The organism is Nostoc sp. (genome assembly GCF_036917155.1).
In the GTDB taxonomy this organism is placed as follows: Bacteria; Cyanobacteriota; Cyanobacteriia; order Cyanobacteriales; family Nostocaceae; genus Nostoc.
In genome coordinates, this window is sequence record NZ_JBALDZ010000149.1 from 1 (window position 1) to 17,905 (window position 17,905).

The window sequence follows — 17,905 nt, forward strand, 5'->3', positions numbered from 1 at the left end:
TTCGTAGTCAACCGTTTTGAAAGTTCTTGGCATGAATTGAGATGCATTGGTATCTTAACTGTCTCACTAAATGGGGTTCTCCGACAAGCTGCTAGTAATCTCCGAATTAAGGGACATTGGGCGCTCAAACCTTGCTCAGAACCAACTGGGATCGCAATAGATAGACAGCATCAACGCTTGTTCATCGGTTGCGGAAACCAACTGATGAGTGTAGTGGATGCAAATACAGGAAGTATTAAAGCTACACTGCCAATTGGCAAAAGGACGGATGCGATTGCTTATGACCCAGGGACTAGATTAGCTTTCAGTTCAAACGGTGAAGGTTCACTGACAGTGGTACATGAAGACTCTGCCGATAAATTTAGTATTGTAAATAACGTTGTAACCCAGCCAGGAGCGCGGACAATGGCGTTAGATTTGAAGACCCATAAGTTATATTTGGACACAGCCAAATTTCAAGTAAAGTCTACCCCCGTCGCAGGGCAGGTGCGATCTCGACCAAGTATTATCCCTGGTACTTTTGTGATTCTGGTTTTAGGAGATTGACCAAAACAATTTTAAAAATTAAAAAGATAATCCCCATAAATAAATTTAGGGGATTTAATAAGGACGTATCAAAAAGTAAAAAGAACCAAGTAAAAAGTAAAAATATTGATAAACTTCTTTGTTTCTTTTAACTTTTTACTTGTGCAAGCGCTGCGCCACGACGCTCGTTCGCTTTTAGCGTCTCCCCTTCTCCCAAAGGGAGAGGCTAACGCCAAGGGAGAAGACTCGCTTGCCGCCGGCGCTATCGTTATAAATGCTTTTATTTCATTCCATAAATAAATTTAGTTGCTTGTTACCATTTTTTTTCTTTATGAGTGCCTTTTTACTTTTTACTTTTGCCTTGTTCGGTCAGGGGAACAATTCGCAATTTTTCCATGCTCAAGGTTAGCAGTCTGCCAAGCAAACTTTGCATGGTGGTCAGCACTTGTGCAGGGGAGCAGAGGAGAGACTTATTAAGTACTTTCACCTCTGCCAGTATCCACAAGTGCAATTTTGGGTTGGTGAACTATTAGGTTAATATTCTCGTTTAAAGTCCTCCCCAGACCCCTCTTTCTCCTTGTTAGTTGGGGCAAAAGATATACCTCGTAGCACTTGACCGGAGATGGGGGTACGGATACGGCGGAACTGCTCAGATGCAGACTGCACGGCTGTTGTGTAGGAAAGTCTATCAGTGATGGCAACCACTTGGTTTGGATCTGCTCCTTGATCGCCGCTACCGCTAATGGTTGAAGTGACTGCATACAATGTTACGGTGCCATCAGGACTGACTTGACCCGTAAGATTGCGAAGACCGTCTGTTGCGGGATTGTCAGCAGCAGGTAAACCAGCTACGGGGTATTGCTGACCAAGATTCAAGCCTTTTTGCAAAACGTAGTCCAATTGCCAGGTGCCGTTTACCAAACTCCACTTTTGAAGACCTGCGGTAGTGCTGGTTGCGGCATCAGCAGCAACACCATCGCCCTCATCGGCAACATACAGCGTGGTTGCGTTGGCAAACCAAATACCAAAGGGATAGTAGATGGGTTGGACAGTTCCATTCACGTTCTTGCCGGTCTTAGCGAGGTTCGTGGGGAAGCCAGGCAGGATGGTAATTGGTGCATTAGCTGCATTAGCGAGGGTTGGTAAGCTACCTGCGTTACCGACCTGGTATACAGTATTAATTCCGTTGCTACCACTACCTTTCGTTACATACAAGGTGTTATTGAAAATAGTCTCGCCTCGGAAATTGTTGTCTTTGGCAGTCTTGTCCGCTGTTGTATAGCCATATTGAGTAATGCTGAACGATCCTACGTGATTGGTGCCTGGAGTTGATGGAGTGGCGTTCTGACCAGGAATGACAATCTGCACACCCGCCGCAGCTGTGACTAATGACGATCCGTTGCCATTACCAGCATTACCCACAGTATAGTACAAGCCGTTTGAACCTAGTATCCCAGCACGACCATTGTTGCCCGGATATGCGTTGGTTGTAGTTACCTTGGGGGTGAGAAAACCGTGAGAGATAAAGTGTGGATCATCAAAGTTAATTTGCGCTACTGCCCTATAGGTGGGAGTTGTTGTCACAGGGTTGCCCGGTTCGATAATTCCTGGCGTATTAGAGTTTGACACGTCGAGTTGATTGATTGCGCTGATATAACCCATGAAAGTCAGCCCTTTGCCGTCGGGTGTCAGATTTAAGGCTAATTCCGACTTGGACGGAAAACTGGTAGTAATGACACTAGGATCAACGTATATTGTACGGATATCTGCGCCACAAGTAGTAATCTCTTGGAGGAAAATTGGCGAAGTGATGCCAAAGCTGCTGTCAACTGTATCATTGTTGAAAACGTCTGGATAAGTGCCGTTTGCGATCGCTATACCCCCACCCGGAAGTGTCTGACCGACAGTTACGGTACTAGCTGTACCCGCATAAGTACTGCCAGAGATAATGAGGTGATCTGCATTAAAGCGATCTGCATTAAAACATTTATCATCCTTGTTCCAATCATCAGCTATTTTGACTATGGGCGAGGAGTAGTCAGATGTAATTGCTGGAGGCTGTAAGTATTGAATTGGTATCATGATATTTGTATATGTTGTGTAAACAGATTTTCTGAGACTCGAATCATCCTTTTTTGCAACAATGTATCCGCGACAAATCTTCTCTTCACCCCTTCGGTAGATCGTGGCAACCAGAATAATTGCTTATCCCGAAGTATTGAGGAGATACAAGTTTTGTGATCTTTGCGGGACACCGATTTGCTCTAAGCGCAGGAATTACTAGAAATTGATGTGTTAAATACCACATCAATTTCTTCATTTAGTGGTTTTTTATTCCTCGTACTCCCTGTGCTCTTGACCTATGGGGTATTTTTCGATTTGTAAGTCCCTACAGTCCAGTGGTAATGTCTGGGTTCTATCAATCTGAACACCTTGCAGTCGTTGAGGATTTAAACCTAGAACCTCTAATGTAGTTGGAGCAATTTGGGTGGTAGAAACCTTTCGACTGATAGTTTTACCTTGCAGATTATGGGAAAATCCAGTGCTACCTACAATCAGGGCTACGTGGGTGTCAGCATCAGTAAATCCACCATGCTCTGCACGCTTCTTGGTAGCGTTACCAAAAAAGTAGCCAGTTTTGAGTGGAACAATAATATCAGGAGTGCGTTCGTCTCTGACGTTGCCGAAGGCATCGTTTGTCCTTGGATCTCCCAATCCGGCATTGATGATCCTCTGACCATACAATACCTTCCCCTGAGCAGCAGCATCTTCAGTTGAAAACGCTACCCCAGTATTTGGATCAATGGTATTATCAAATGAGTAATTTTTAGCATTCAGCAGGGCTACTGCTTTTCGGACATCGGATTGATTTTTCAAGAAGATCAGCGATGAAGTATCCTGACCTCGCTCAGAAGCAATCTGGATGCCGTTTCTGACTAAGAGAGCCGCAACAGCAGTCAGGTTTCCATCGCCACCAGCAACACCAGTAACACTATCAAATGTACTGCTCAAACCAACAGTTGGATCTTTGACGGGATTTTGCCCGTGCTTGGCAGTCAAAATCACCAAAGTTGAACTGTCTAATCCTTTCTTTTTCAGTTCATCCAAAATCAGACCAATGCTGGCATCAGTATGGGCTACTGCACTTACGAGGTCAGGACGGGCATTTCCATTAGAGTCAATCCCGCCACCATTAAATTGAGAGGCAGTCTCTTTCTCGCCTACGCTCACAGCTTGGAAATTCAAGCCAAAAATTGCCGGAGTGCCTACTTTTATAGTGCCGGAATCGTTCAATCCATCAATCTCGTTTAATATCTGCTTAATCTTGATATCGTCGTAGGTTGAGGTTGTTGCTACACTTGTGAACTGGTTGGCGCTAAAACCAGTAGGTGGAGCCTTAAACAGAGCCGGATTACCCTTTGTCGCGTCGTTAAAGAAAGTGGATGTGATTTTAGAGTTGGTGTTGGAGTAAGGAGTACCTGTTGATTGATCGACTAAAGCTCCAAGGGTGCTTGGGAGAAGTCCTGGCTTAGTTGGATCAATCGCCACTGCCGCGTTAATTTCTAGTGAAGAGTAATCGCTAATGCTGCCAACCTGACCCGTTGCCAAATTAAACTTCGTTGGGTCTTGTCTATTTCCAGCGAGGATAGTGTAAGCTGCGGGATGCTTGTCAGACCAAGCAGTACGCAGTCCTGCCGCGCTAGCTATGTCAAAAATGGTGTTTACCTTTAGGTACTGGTTGGGGTAAACAGGGTTGCCATTGTGATCAACAGGCAATTGGGTTTTATCAAATCCCTGACCGCCATCTAAGGTACCACCCTTACCATTATTCCAAGATGCATCAACGGTTTCATCAAATTCTACTACTGTTCCTGGTTTGGCGGTTCCGGCGGCGATTTGGGCAGCAGTGGTGCCTGGGGCATACAAAGCGCGACTGTAGGAAAGATCATAAAATACACCAGTCGTGCCGGGGTTAGCACCAGTGATATAGTTTAGCTCCCCAGGATATGAATCTGATGGTGCAGAAGTGAAAGCATTGGTGTATGTCACACCTTCTCTCTGCAAGCGCTTGATATTTTTCAAAGAAGATTGCAGATTAGCAACTGATAGATCGGAGTTGTGTAATCCATCAATCGAAATAATCAGAACATGACTAAAGCGGGCAGTTGTATTTCCGAGACTGATTGCTTGGACACCAGGAAGCAGGGTGTTGCTAACAATCGCCGTTGTCAACACCCCAAAAAGCGTTTTCTTCATTGTGTGTAACTAAATTGGAAAAATGGCTTGTAATTTCAAAAATCTGCAAAAATTCTGAATTCAAGGGTTACTTCTTTTGGCAATGGCTCTCGCCTAGCATTTATCAAAGACTCCAAGAATCAACCCATTGAGAGCATTGAAGAGATAGAAACGAAGTCTATTCACAGATATTGATTACAAATATGCGCGGGTAATAAATGCTTGGAGTGGGTTTTACGTAATTTTGCTGATTATTGGTCAGCACAAATTTGATTAAATCAATAACAACGTAAGCAATGCAAGTAGACTGAATCTTGCTTTACCAAATCTTTATAATCACTTCAGATGTAGCAAAAATAAATTCAGGACTATTTTACCCCGTTTTAGCAATCATCCAGATTATCAATAATTGTTAATCCCGCTTTTTATAAGGCTTTCAGAGTTATAAAATTTCAAATTTAGGTAAATAAGTTTTCTGCCTGAGTTTTTAAATTTTCAGTAAAGTTAAGGTTTTGTTAATGTTTAAGTAATGTGATAATGCAGACACCAATGGCGTTGTTGCACGAATCGGCAAGTGAAAAATTTCGGGGGAGATGGGGCAAGTCCCACGCAACTGAACGTCTGGTGTAAGAAACTGCAATAGATTCAGGCTTTCGAGTAAAAGTACAGCAGGCAACATCTGCCCCTTGTTAAAATCCGGTTTCCAAATGGAATTTTCCCCTGCTTCTAACTGCAATTTCGCCCGTTTAGCATCACGGTTCGTCAGAAATTCTCGTCCCAGCGTCAAATAAGTAGTTAGACAAAATTTCAGAATTAATACTTTGAAATGAAGTATAAGTTTTTAAATCATTCTTTCTGTTCATTATTCCTAAAACATTTAATCTCCGGCTATGACCGAACAAGGCAAAAGTAAAAAGTTAAAAGGCACTCATAAAGAAAAATCAAAATGGTAACAAGCAACTAAATTTATTTATGGAACGAATTGAAGAAGAATTCTGACTTCTGAATTCTTCTTCAAGTGAATCAAATTCCCTTACGGGATGGTGAAGATGCCTTATTGGTAAACTGGTGCGAGTTCACTATCACTCGTTTTGATGGCACTCTGATTTACAAAAATAACTTTGTGACATCTCATAATGAGAATTGCTGTGCGCTTACCCTGGGAGTTTTAGCGATAAATAATCTGGTTGTGACAAATAATATTTTTTGGTATAACGGCAAATTAATTCACTCTCAAGCCCTAGAAATAAACATTAACGATCCGGGTTTACTTTATGGGGCGACTGTTTTTACAACATTGCGAGTTTATCAGAACTCGCTAGATAGTAATTTAACTAATTGGCAAGCACACCGCGATCGCTTACTGTTCTCACTACGAACTTTTGGGTGGCAGCAACCCGATTGGAAGCGTCTGCGTCAAGGTGCCCAAATTCTTCTGGTACACTTCCCCGTTCTCAGAATTACCCTCTTTCCCGATGGACGGGAATGGATAACTGGTAGATTATTACCACAAAATTTGACAGAAAAACAAAAAACCGGAATTGTGTGTGCCGTTGCTAGTTCAGAATTTAATCGCTCTCTCCCCTCTCATAAAACTGGCAACTATTTGAGCGCTTGGTTAGCAAAAACTAGCTTAGATGCTCAAGAAGCAATATTAGTCGATACTCAAGGAAATTGGCTAGAAACCAGCACAGGCAACCTTTGGGGATGGTGCGATCGCAGTTGGTACACACCGCCAATAAAGGCCGGGATTTTGCCGGGAATTGTGCGATCGCAACTTGTAAACTGGTTGCAAAACCACCAGCAGCCAGTACGAGAAGAAACTTGGAGCGTCGAGTTAGTCCAGAGATTTGAAGCGATCGCCTACACTAATAGTGTGGTAGAAATTATTCCCATTCATACCGTTCATCAGCCTTCAGGGTCGCTACAATATAATCCCTACCATCAAAGTTTTCAGCTAATAAGGGAGCTTTTTTCAGCATGACAGTCACGCCAAATTTGTTATATCTTAAGATAAGTTAACATAATTCTTAATAATCACCTTTGTGATCAGAGACGCTAGGCGATCGCGCAAAGCGGCCACTGAGAGCTAACGCGCGAAAAATACCGGAGGATAGACCTTAGTGAATAAAAGATGGAGAAATGCAGGGCTGTACGCGCTGCTGTTTATTGTCGTCATTGCGCTGGGAACAGCATTTTTTGACAAACAACCCCAAAGCAGAGAAACATGGCGATACAGTCGCTTTATTCAAGAAGTTCAGCAAGGCAGAGTAGAAAAAGTCAGCTTGAGTGCAGACCGCTCTACAGCACTGGTTACACCCAAATATGACCCAGCGAAACGGATTGTTACCTTAGTCAACGATCCAGACTTGATTAATACTCTGACTTCTAAAGGCGTTGATATTTCTGTTTTGCCCCAAACCGACGAAGGATTTTGGTTTAAGGCACTGAGCAGCTTATTTTTTCCTGTATTGCTTTTGGTTGGCTTATTCTTCTTACTACGTCGCGCTCAAAGTGGCCCAGGTAGCCAAGCGATGAACTTTGGCAAATCCAAAGCCAGAGTGCAAATGGAACCACAAACTCAGGTGACATTTGGCGATGTCGCTGGTATTGACCAAGCCAAGCTGGAATTAAACGAAGTTGTAGACTTCCTGAAAAACGCCGATCGCTTTACCGCTGTTGGTGCAAAAATTCCTAAAGGTGTGTTGTTAGTCGGCCCTCCTGGTACTGGTAAAACCCTCCTAGCTCGTGCGGTAGCTGGTGAAGCAGGTGTACCCTTCTTCTCAATCTCCGGTTCAGAATTTGTGGAAATGTTCGTCGGTGTGGGTGCATCCCGCGTCCGCGATTTATTTGAACAAGCTAAGACCAACGCTCCTTGTATCGTCTTCATCGATGAAATTGACGCCGTAGGTCGTCAAAGGGGTGCAGGCTTAGGTGGTGGTAACGATGAGCGGGAACAAACCCTCAACCAGTTGCTCACAGAAATGGATGGCTTTGAAGGTAACACTGGCATCATCATTATTGCCGCTACCAACCGCCCAGATGTCCTAGATGCAGCCTTGTTGCGTCCTGGTCGCTTTGACCGTCAAGTTGTGGTAGACCGTCCCGACTATGCCGGACGTAGCGAAATTCTCAAGGTACACGCCCGTGGTAAGACCTTGGCGAAAGATGTGGACTTGGATAAAATTGCCCGTCGTACTCCTGGATTTACCGGCGCAGATTTATCCAACCTGCTGAATGAAGCCGCAATTTTGGCAGCCCGTCGGAATTTGACTGAAATTTCGATGGATGAAATCAACGATGCAATTGATCGCGTATTAGCTGGGCCAGAGAAGAAAGACCGAGTAATGAGCGAAAAGCGCAAAACCTTGGTGGCATATCACGAAGCTGGTCACGCCTTAGTTGGTGCTTTAATGCCAGACTACGATCCTGTGCAGAAGATTAGCATCATTCCTCGTGGTCGCGCAGGTGGTTTAACTTGGTTTACCCCCAGCGAAGACCGGATGGACACTGGTTTATACAGCCGCGCTTATCTGGAAAATCAGATGGCCGTAGCTTTGGGTGGTCGAATTGCTGAAGAATTAATCTTTGGTGAAGAAGAAGTTACCACTGGTGCTTCTAATGATTTACAACAAGTAGCCCGTGTTGCGCGTCAGATGATCACCCGATTTGGCATGAGCGATCGCTTAGGCCCTGTTGCCCTTGGTCGTCAACAAGGTAACATGTTCCTCGGACGAGATATCATGTCAGAGCGCGATTTTTCTGAAGAAACCGCCGCCGCTATTGATGAAGAAGTCCGCAAACTTGTAGATGTAGCTTATACACGCGCTAAAGAAGTGTTGGTGCGTAACCGCCACATTTTAGATCAGATAGCGGAAATGCTGGTTGATAAAGAAACTGTAGACGCTGAAGAGTTGCAAGAAATTCTGTCGAATAACGACGTGACAACCGCCGCCTTTGCCTAATTTAATGAGAAGTGATGAGTTAAAAATTGTTTTTAATTCATCACTGTTAAAATTCGGGGTAATTCTGGGATTTTCCAGAGTTACCCCAATTTTTTTTAATTCCCTGTCAAAAGCCCAGCCATGAAGACTGGGCTTTTAATCCGAAATGGGGTTATATTCCCCGAAAGTTCGTTATAGAGTTTCAGTATAAATCAGTAGTCTGATAGAGACTACTACATGAGCGTAATCAATTCCGGAAAATTAGAAAAATTTTTGTAGATATATCAAAATCACAGGAGCTATAACTCTGACTTCGCAAGAGAAAAGACACAATCTAGCTACAATTCTGTTGGATGCAGAGGCAGGATGGAGCAAAATCTAATGGCAACTTATATCATGTCCGCTTGATTACCAAGCCCCTTCGGGGCGGGAACTCTTAACAGGGAACTCTTAACAGGGAACAGAAAAAAAATTAGCCCCGAATACAGGGTTTAAAGCCCCTAAATTTATTTATGAAAAGAGATAAAAATATTTGAAACGAGATGGCGTCAGCCACGATGTTTCAATGTGTCCTTGTACAAATCCCCTGATTTTAATTATGGGGATTTCCCTGTTGCCTGTTGCCCGTTCCCTGTTCCCTTTTAATTACTAAACCCCAAGAACCCCACCCCGCCAAAGCTACGCTTTGTCTCCCTTCCCCAAGGCATCGGGGACATCGGGGAGGGGTGCAATGACTGTGGGAATAATAACAAATTATCCGGACATGATATTACGCACTGATGGGATTATATGTTATTTGAGCCACTCCCCCGTTTTCAAAACGGGGGATTCAGGCATCAGACAGAGATTGCAGTCTGGGACTGTCTGACATTCAACTAAACTGTTCGATAATTCCGCCACCTAACACTTTGTCCCCGTCGTACCACACCGCCGCTTGTCCAGGAGTAATGCTGATTTGGGGTTCATCAAATACCAAACGCACACGGGAGTTTTCTAACGGAATCACCGTCACTGGTGTAGGCGTTGAACGATAGCGAATTTGTACTTCAGCATGAATCGGGGTTGATGGTTCGGCAATAGAAACCCAGTTTACCCGATTTACAGTACATTCTGGCTGAGTTACCTTAGTGCGATCGCCTACTACTACTTTATTATTTTCCGCATCTAATTCAATCACATACAACGGTTCGGCAGCCGCAATTCCCAAGCCTTTGCGCTGGCCAATGGTGTAGTGATGGACACCATCATGCTGTCCCAAAACTTTGCCTGTGGTATCGACAATATCGCCTGTTTTGGGAGCTAAATATTTATCCAAAAATGCCCGCATGGAACCATTACTTTCCACTAAGCATAAGTCTTGACTTTCTGGCTTATCAGCAGTTTTCAATCCGTATTCGGTTGCAATGCGGCGCGTATCAGTTTTTTCTAGTTCGCCCAAAGGAAATATGGTTGCTGCAAGTAAATCTTGAGACAAATCATAGAGGAAGTATGACTGGTCTTTGTTGCGGTCAACAGCCCTTAATAACTGGTAACGTCCAGTTGCTTCGTCATAGCTAATTCGGGCATAATGACCAGTGGCAATGCGATCGCACCCCAATTCTTCACGAGCATACTGCACCATTGGCCCAAACTTCACCGTTTTATTGCACTGAGAGCAAGGCAAAGGAGTGATCCCAGCACTATAACCAGTTACCAGGTAATCGACAATATGCGTCTGAAAGAGATCCCGAATATCGACAATCTGATGGGGAACGCCCAGTTGTTCACAGAGATCAGCCGCGTCGATCATACCTTCAGAGCAACATTGACCTTTGCCTTTCATTAGCCAAAGAGTCAAACCAATCACTTCATAGCCCTGATGGTGCAGGATAGCTGCGGCGGTGGAACTGTCAACGCCACCAGAAAGACCAACGACGACTTTTTTCATACAAAGCACGACAAGCTGCGTGGTTGTCCAATTATAGCACACACTGTTTCATTGCCTTGCTACCAAAGCACTTCAGTTTTAGAGTCAGGAAATGAGCGTAGGCGTAGCCCATCGTAGACATCGCTGTTCACTCCATCATCACCTTTAGCTAAAAATTAGTTACAGATGTATTTTTTGCCACGCAGATGACTAATTTTACGTTAACGCTATATAGTTGCTACAACGGTGAACTAATTAGTTCCTGATGGAAATTGCCTAAAAATACTTTGACTACTTTCTAACTATTATGTCGAGAGGAATACCCAGTCAATTTATCCCATTTCAGATGCCGCGCGGAAGTTCTGAGGGTTGGAAGCCCACTATCAGACTTCTCTCTTTGTTAGTGGGAGGATGGTTAGTGCTGATTACCGAATCTACGCCAGCACAAGCAAAAATCTATAACAGTGTGCTACTGGCTCAACAAACCGGTGAAACTTTACCTTCACCCCCAATTCCCTTTGGTCAACAGCCATCGCCGCAGTTACCACCAGTCCAAACAGTAGAGGACAATCAATCTGAACTGAACTTTCAGCCCTCTCAACCATTGCAGGACAATCAGTCTGGGCAGAATTTCCAGCCCCCTCAACCATTACAGGACTATCAATCTCAGCAGAATTTTCAGCCCTCTCAACCTGCACAGTTTAGTCAATATAACCAGAACTTTGAGCGCTACTTAGTTTACGTTGATGGTAGTGATTTCCAGACACTACAAGCAATACGTCAGATTGAACCCAGTGCTTACATTCGCAATTACCAAGGACGGAGTGTAATTCAGTCAGGAGTTTTTAACAGAGTATCTAACGCCCAACAACGGGTAAGTGAACTACAATCACGAGGCATATATAACGCCCGAATTATCAGCTTCGCTAACGGACAGGAAATAGATGCAGGCAATAGAGGCTTGCTAAGAGATCCCAGTAATATCAATGCTAATAGGTCAGTCTCTAGATATTATGTCGCCATTCCCACCACTCCAGAACAGTTACCTGCGATCGCATCACAAATTAGGCAGAATATAGCCCAATTTAGTCAAGGTTTAGGCCGCTCTGGCGGAGTCCTCGAAAGGACGCAACCACGAGGACCACACGTAGCAGTAGGGCCTTTCCCCGATCGATTCCAAGCCGAAGAATGGAATAAGTATCTGCGAAATATCGGATACGCTAATGCCAGAGTTTACTACGGGAAGTAAGAAAGAGGGGATTGAGGATTGGGGACTGGGGAGTAAAATTAAACTCAGCACTCAGCACTCATAACTCAGCACTGATGAAAGATAGGCAAGAACAAATTTTGCAAGTGGTAGTGACTGCTGGACAGATGCGCGATATTGAAAAGCGAATCTTTGCAGTGGGAATGCCTGTAGTTGCTTTGATGGAAAAGGTGGCGGGATTAATTGCCCGTCGCATTCCAGAGATTCCTTCAAATACCCTCTTTTTAAGGGGATCTCGTGTGGGAATTCTGGTTGGCCCTGGTCATAATGGTGGCGATGCTTTAGTAGTAGCCCGTGAATTACACTTTCGTGGGTATGAAGTTTGGATTTATTCTCCTTTTTCTAAGCTCAAAGAATTAACTTCGCAGCACTTGCAATATGCCCAGAGTTTAGGCATTCCAATTTATCAAACAATTGAGCAACTGCCAAATTCTGATTTGTTAATTGATGGATTGTTTGGGCTTGGTTTAGAAAGAAACCTGACTGATCCTATCGCCTCTGCAATTAATCAGCTAAATCAATTATCTGTACCGATTTATAGTATCGATTTACCTTCGGGTTTACACACCGACACAGGCGAAGTCTTAGGAACTGCCATTCGCGCCACTCACACATTTTGCTTAGGTTTATGGAAACTAGCTTTCTTCCAAGATCAGGCGTTGGAATATCTCGGTAAAGTTGAGTTAATCGATTTTGATATTCCTTTAGCTGATGTAGAAGCTGTTCTACAAGATGCACCCAGGATTAAACGTATTACATCAGCAACAGCACTTGCTACCTTACCTTTACCCCGTCCAGCAGTTACTCACAAATATAAGGAAGGACATTTACTGCTGATTTGTGGTTCGCGGCGCTATGCAGGTGGAGCAATTTTAACTGGTTTGGGGGCGCGGGCGAGTGGTGTAGGGATGCTTTCCATTGCCGTACCCGAATCGCTGAAATCTCTTTTGGTGTCACATTTGCCAGAAGCGCTAATTGTCGGTTGTCCAGAGACGGAAACCGGAGCGATTGCCCACCTACAACTACCAGAAAACACTGATTTAAGTTCCTTTAATGCGATCGCTTGTGGCCCCGGTTTAACACGAGATGCTATGCCCATTGTGCAAGAAGCGATCAAAAGCGAACGCCCTCTGATTCTTGATGCCGATGGTTTAAATATCTTGGCACAAATGGGAGCGATCGCCACCTTAAAAAAACGCCAAGCAGTAACTATACTCACACCCCACACTGGCGAATTTGAGCGATTGTTTCCTGATGTCACCGATGCCAAACATGATCGGGTGAAAGCAGTACAGGAAGCTGCCACGCAAAGTGGGGCAGTAGTGTTGTTGAAAGGGGCAAGAACTGCGATCGCAAATCCTCAAGGTGCTGTTTGGATTGTTCCTGAAAGCACACCTGCCTTAGCCCGTGGTGGTAGCGGTGACGTGTTAACTGGGCTACTGGGTGGGTTGTTGGCGCAAGCCGCAACTAAACAGATTCCCATAGAAGAGATTGTGGCAACTGCCGCTTGGTGGCATTCGCAAGCGGGTGTTTTAGCAGCTCAAGAGCGTACCGAATTGGGTGTAGATGCGTTTACATTGACACAATATTTGCTAAAAGCTCTAACTTAGGTTTAGTAATTAGTCGCAAATTTGTATAGTCAATGTGAGGAGATATTACTGTTAAAAGTGAATTAGGTAAAGAGACGACTTTTCAATTTTATGCAGATGCTTTAGAAGCAAATACAAATCTTGTTATATAATTAATTAGTAAAATCCCCAAAGAATAAAATTTTTTAATTCCATCTTTAACAAAACTTACGAGACAATTTGAATTTGAGTAATTAGTTTATTTAGCTGAATCTTTGACCAGAGATGATTAAAAAATCAACTATTATATGTTGAAAATACTTAGATATCTGAGGATTTTTCTGATTACCGCCTGTTTGCTATTTGCTTGTAATACTTCAGCACCAACCAAAGTAAAACTCCCTCCCTTGAAAGTGGAATTTACATCTTTTGTTGGGGAGCATTCAGGCATCATTGCTCAAGAAAAAGGATTCTTCAAAGCCCAAGGCGTAGATATAGAACTAATTTATAAACGATATGCCCAATTGGAACAAGCAAATTTCAGTGCGGGTAAGTATGATGGTATGACATCGTCCTTGGGAAGTTTTATCATCTTGAGTGGCACAAATCCAGATATACAATGTGTGATTGTTATCGATGAATCAACAGGAGCAGATGTGGTAGTTGCCCAATCACAAATTAAAACCGTCGCTGACTTGAAAGGGAAAAAGCTGGGTGCAAATCTAGGCGGTTTTAGTGAAGTTTTCGTGACTGAGATGTTGAAAACAGCCAACTTAACCAGCGATGATATAAACTTGGTTAAATTAGAGGCTTCAGAAATTCCTAAACGCCTGAAAAATAATGCTATTCAAGCCGGACACACTTGGGAACCCTATCTCTCTGAAGCGATAAAATTAGGGGAACATATCCTATTTACTAGCAAACAAACCCCTGGCTTGATTTCAGATATGATTGTCTTTCGCGGTGAGACAATCCGCGATCGTCCCGAAGATATTCGTGCATTTGTCCGAGGATGGCTGCAAGCTGCGACCTACTGGAAAGCCAATATTCAGGAAGGAAACGCTATCATCAGCAAAGCGTTAAAAATTCCTAGAAATACAATCTCTCTGGAGGGAGTAAACCTAACTGATTTAGGTGAAAATCAAAAATTCTTTCAATCTAGTAACCCTAACTCCATTTACAAAACTGCCAAGATATATGCAGACTTTTTTATTCGCTCTGGAAACGTGACGCGCATTCCTGAGCTAAAAAGTTTGTTCAATTCTTCTTTCTTAAACCCTCCCTCCTAGTTTAGAGGTTATTTATAAAGTAATACGCTTGGGTTAGTGCTAAAATCTTGCAAAAAAGTTGTAGTCTAATGCACAATTTTTTTGCTTGCCACGCTACTACTTAAGATTTACTTTATAAATAAATAAATAAATAGCCTCTTAAAGCCATGCAGAATTCCCTTTTGGGCGGTATCCGTACAAAGCTGATCGCCTCATTTCTTGTTGTTGCTTTGATTCCGTTGCTGTTATTGGCATTTATCAACAAACAGACAACTGAAAAAGCACTAACTGACAACGCAAAACAAGCCCTATCTGCCGCAGCTAACGAAACTGCTAACAGAATAGATGCCTTTATTGATGGAAATCTCAATGCTGTGCGCGTAGAGGCGATTTTACCAGGTTTTGCACGCTACCTCACCCTAACTTCAAAACAGCGAGATGACAGCCCCGAAATGCAATTGGCGACAGAAACATTAATTCGTCTCAGTCGCAAAGATATGCTCAATGTTATCTCATACTCTTTACTCGACTTAAACGGAAAAAATGTACTGGATACATATACACCGAACATTGGCAAAGATGAATCAGTTCAAGATTATTTTAAAAAACCGCTAGTAACTGGGTTATCTTTTGTTTCTAGTATGAAGCGATCGCCGAGAATTCCTGACCTTGTTACCCTCTTTTTTAGCAGTCCGGTTCGCAACGCCAAGGGAGATATATTGGGTGTATTGCGTGTTTCATACAATGCTACTGTTGTTCAGCAGTTAGTAACTCGGCAAACTGAACGGGCTGGGGCAAAATCCTTTGCTATTCTTTTAGATGAAAATAATATTTATCTGGCACATAGCACTGCACCAGAACTGCTTTTTAAGTCAATTGTGCCTCTGCCTGCCAATGTTCTAATTAAACTGCAACAGGAAGGACATTTGCCTAATTTTCCTGTCAAAAAATTGGCAACTAATGACTCAAAACTTAAGCAAGCATTGGATAATAAACAGTCGTATTTAATTGCATCTTTGTCAGCCGCAGGTAATCAGGTTAATCTGATTGCGATCGCTAGTTTGCAATATAAACCTTGGTCTGTGTTGTTTGCCCAGCCACTTGCTGTGGCCCTAGCACCTGTAGAAAAGCAAATTAGTGACACAATGTTTCTATTTGCATTTATTGCTGGGGTAGTGACAATTATTGCTTTTGCTATTGGGCAACTGCTAACAAGACCAATAATTCACCTTACCAATATAGTTTCCCAGTTTACCGCAGGTCATTTAGATATTCGCGCCAAAAGTAACTCAAAAGACGAAATAGATCAACTAGCAAAATCATTTAATAACATGGCACTTCAGTTACAAACGTCTTTTAAAACTTTAGAACAACGGGTACAGGAGAGAACAGCAGAGTTAGCTATTGCTAAAGAAAAAGCCGAAGTGGCAAATCAAGCTAAAAGTTTATTTATTGCCAACATGAGCCATGAATTGAGATCGCCCCTCAATGCAGTTATGGATTTTTCTCAATTAATATTACGCGCTAAAAACTTACCATCAGAACAGTATGAGAATGCCGGAATTATCTATCGTAGTGGAGATTATTTATTAACATTAATTAACAATATTCTTGATTTATCGAAAATAGAAGCAGGTAAAACAACCCTCAACCCCAGCGATTTTGATCTTTACCGCTTGCTCTATGATTTAGAAGATATGCTGTATCTACAAGCAATTAATGAAGGCTTAAATTTAACATTTCAATGTAGTGAAAATGTTCCACATTATATTTGCACCGATGCCGTAAAACTCCGGCAGGTATTAATTAATTTAATTAGTAATAGCATCAAATTCACTCAAGAAGGAGAAATTACTTTAACGGTAAATAATAGCAGTGAAAAATTCACAGATATTTTAAATCTTGATTTTCAAGTCCGTGATACAGGGGTCGGTATTGCCGCAGCAGAATTACCCAAACTATTTAATGCTTTTTCCCAAGGACAAGCTGGAAAAGAATCTCAAGAAGGAACAGGTTTAGGTTTAGCTATTAGTCATAAGTTTGTACGGTTGATGGGGGGAAATATTTTGGCGGAAAGCCAATTAGGAAAAGGGACAGTTTTTAAATTTTCTATTCAAGCTAAATTAGGTCAAGAAACCAACAGTGTTGCTTTAGAAAAATATCCACAAGTACTGGGACTTATACCAGGGCAACCTATATATAAACTATTAACAGTAGATGACAAATATATTAATCGTCAATTACTAATTAAACTTTTAGAACCATTAGGCTTTGAGATGAAAGAAGCAAGTAATGGCAAAGAAGCAATAACTATTTGGGATGAATGGGAACCGCATTTAATTTGGATGGATATGCGGATGCCTGTTATGGATGGTTACGAAGCCACTAAGTATATAAAATCGATTACAAAAGGTAATGCCACCGCGATAATTGCGCTCACAGCCAGCGTTTTAGAGGAAGAAAAAGCGATCGTGCTTTCAGCCGGTTGTGATGACTTTCTGCGCAAACCCTTTGCTGAACACACAATTTTTGATGCACTCACCAAGCATCTTGGTGTAAAGTATATATTTGCTGAAAATAATTCTGCAAATTTGGAATATACAGAAAAAAATGATTTAACGTCTGATAACCTAACTTGTATGTCTCAAGAATGGATTCATCAATTCTATGAAGCTGCTTTAGAAGCAAATACCAACCAGGTGATGAAATTAATTAGAGAAATTTCTCAAACAGAAACTTTTTTAATCCAATCTTTAACAAAACTTGTCCGTAAATTTGAATTTGAACAATTAGTTGATTTAGTAAAACCTCTATTAATGTAGGGACAATTCATAATTGCCCCTACTTCTTTGATCCAATTACTGACAAAATTTACTTGGTAATTTAAATTTGATGCGTTGATTGATTTAGCGAAACCCCTAATCAGCAATGAATTTTGATTCTCACAAAGAAAATAAAGGTAACATTCTCCTAGTAGACGACCTTCCCGAAAATTTACAATTATTAAGCGATTCTCTGATCCAATTCGGCTACACTGTTCGCAGCGTCACCAGTGGGCGGATGGCACTGAAAACAGTAAAGGTGAAACAACCAGATATCGTAAACGTTCACAGGATTTATCCTGCTACTGTAAAAAATAAGTACACGTAGATGGTAGATTAAGAGGCATGAATGAAAACTGCCTCGCCTAC

General features: G+C 42.4%; 12 protein-coding genes. 8 read left to right on the forward strand and 4 right to left on the reverse strand.

Annotated elements, in window-relative coordinates:
• The coding region (locus V7K67_RS20160) for a YncE family protein (RefSeq protein WP_335168089.1) at nucleotides 1-546 on the forward strand (546 nt) is incomplete at its 5' end.
• 513 nt (nucleotides 547-1,059) lie between these two features.
• Here the strand turns inward: V7K67_RS20160 and V7K67_RS20165 are convergent.
• The 3 genes from V7K67_RS20165 to V7K67_RS20175 all read right to left on the reverse strand — a co-directional run bounded on the left by V7K67_RS20165 (nucleotide 1,060) and on the right by V7K67_RS20175 (nucleotide 5,548).
• The gene (locus V7K67_RS20165) at nucleotides 1,060-2,607 is read right to left on the reverse strand and encodes a hypothetical protein (protein ID WP_335168091.1); all 1,548 of its coding nucleotides are present in this window, start codon (nucleotides 2,605-2,607) and stop codon (nucleotides 1,060-1,062) included.
• Nucleotides 2,608-2,856: 249 nt separating this feature from the next.
• Complete coding sequence (locus V7K67_RS20170; RefSeq protein ID WP_335168093.1) at nucleotides 2,857-4,782, reverse strand: alkaline phosphatase family protein; 1,926 nt, start codon at nucleotides 4,780-4,782, stop codon at nucleotides 2,857-2,859.
• A 466-nt stretch (nucleotides 4,783-5,248) separates the two neighbouring features.
• Nucleotides 5,249-5,548, reverse strand: coding sequence for a hypothetical protein (locus V7K67_RS20175; protein ID WP_335168095.1), 300 nt, complete (start codon nucleotides 5,546-5,548; stop codon nucleotides 5,249-5,251).
• A gap of 414 nt (nucleotides 5,549-5,962) precedes the next feature.
• Between V7K67_RS20175 and V7K67_RS20180 the strand changes: the two genes are divergently transcribed.
• Together V7K67_RS20180 and ftsH3 are read left to right on the forward strand one after the other, a co-directional pair.
• Nucleotides 5,963-6,745 (forward strand): aminotransferase class IV, encoded by a 783-nt coding sequence (locus tag V7K67_RS20180; protein ID WP_334730550.1) that lies wholly within the window; start codon nucleotides 5,963-5,965, stop codon nucleotides 6,743-6,745.
• A 139-nt stretch (nucleotides 6,746-6,884) separates the two neighbouring features.
• Nucleotides 6,885-8,726 (forward strand): ATP-dependent zinc metalloprotease FtsH3, encoded by a 1,842-nt coding sequence (gene ftsH3, locus V7K67_RS20185; RefSeq protein WP_179067843.1) that lies wholly within the window; start codon nucleotides 6,885-6,887, stop codon nucleotides 8,724-8,726.
• A gap of 850 nt (nucleotides 8,727-9,576) precedes the next feature.
• Here ftsH3 and mnmA read toward each other — a convergent pair.
• The gene (gene mnmA, locus V7K67_RS20190; RefSeq protein ID WP_334730549.1) at nucleotides 9,577-10,632 is read right to left on the reverse strand and encodes a tRNA 2-thiouridine(34) synthase MnmA; all 1,056 of its coding nucleotides are present in this window, start codon (nucleotides 10,630-10,632) and stop codon (nucleotides 9,577-9,579) included.
• Between the two features lie 397 nt (nucleotides 10,633-11,029).
• Here mnmA and V7K67_RS20195 point away from each other — a divergent pair, with 397 nt between their 5' ends.
• The 5 genes from V7K67_RS20195 (at nucleotide 11,030) to V7K67_RS20215 (ending at nucleotide 17,864) form a co-directional block, all read left to right on the forward strand.
• Complete coding sequence (locus tag V7K67_RS20195) at nucleotides 11,030-11,860, forward strand: hypothetical protein (protein ID WP_335168097.1); 831 nt, start codon at nucleotides 11,030-11,032, stop codon at nucleotides 11,858-11,860.
• 74 nt (nucleotides 11,861-11,934) lie between these two features.
• Nucleotides 11,935-13,488, forward strand: a complete 1,554-nt coding sequence (locus tag V7K67_RS20200) for an NAD(P)H-hydrate dehydratase (RefSeq protein ID WP_334730547.1) — start codon at nucleotides 11,935-11,937, stop codon at nucleotides 13,486-13,488.
• A gap of 266 nt (nucleotides 13,489-13,754) precedes the next feature.
• Nucleotides 13,755-14,735, forward strand: coding sequence for an ABC transporter substrate-binding protein (locus tag V7K67_RS20205; RefSeq protein WP_335168099.1), 981 nt, complete (start codon nucleotides 13,755-13,757; stop codon nucleotides 14,733-14,735).
• Between the two features lie 146 nt (nucleotides 14,736-14,881).
• Nucleotides 14,882-17,536 (forward strand): hybrid sensor histidine kinase/response regulator, encoded by a 2,655-nt coding sequence (locus V7K67_RS20210; RefSeq protein ID WP_335168101.1) that lies wholly within the window; start codon nucleotides 14,882-14,884, stop codon nucleotides 17,534-17,536.
• A 106-nt stretch (nucleotides 17,537-17,642) separates the two neighbouring features.
• Complete coding sequence (locus tag V7K67_RS20215) at nucleotides 17,643-17,864, forward strand: hypothetical protein (RefSeq protein ID WP_335168103.1); 222 nt, start codon at nucleotides 17,643-17,645, stop codon at nucleotides 17,862-17,864.
• Nucleotides 17,865-17,905: the final 41 nt, after the last annotated feature.

What these genes read in the sequence shown, in the direction of transcription:
- V7K67_RS20170 (WP_335168093.1), bottom strand. Translation starts at nt 4,782, where the DNA reads ATGAAGAAAACGCTTTTTGGGGTGTTGACAACGGCGATTGTTAGCAAC.
- V7K67_RS20165 (WP_335168091.1), bottom strand. Translation starts at nt 2,607, where the DNA reads ATGATACCAATTCAATACTTACAGCCTCCAGCAATTACATCTGACTAC.
- V7K67_RS20215 (WP_335168103.1), top strand. Translation starts at nt 17,643, where the DNA reads ATGAATTTTGATTCTCACAAAGAAAATAAAGGTAACATTCTCCTAGTA.
- mnmA (WP_334730549.1), bottom strand. Translation starts at nt 10,632, where the DNA reads ATGAAAAAAGTCGTCGTTGGTCTTTCTGGTGGCGTTGACAGTTCCACC.
- V7K67_RS20205 (WP_335168099.1), top strand. Translation starts at nt 13,755, where the DNA reads ATGTTGAAAATACTTAGATATCTGAGGATTTTTCTGATTACCGCCTGT.
- V7K67_RS20210 (WP_335168101.1), top strand. Translation starts at nt 14,882, where the DNA reads ATGCAGAATTCCCTTTTGGGCGGTATCCGTACAAAGCTGATCGCCTCA.
- V7K67_RS20200 (WP_334730547.1), top strand. Translation starts at nt 11,935, where the DNA reads ATGAAAGATAGGCAAGAACAAATTTTGCAAGTGGTAGTGACTGCTGGA.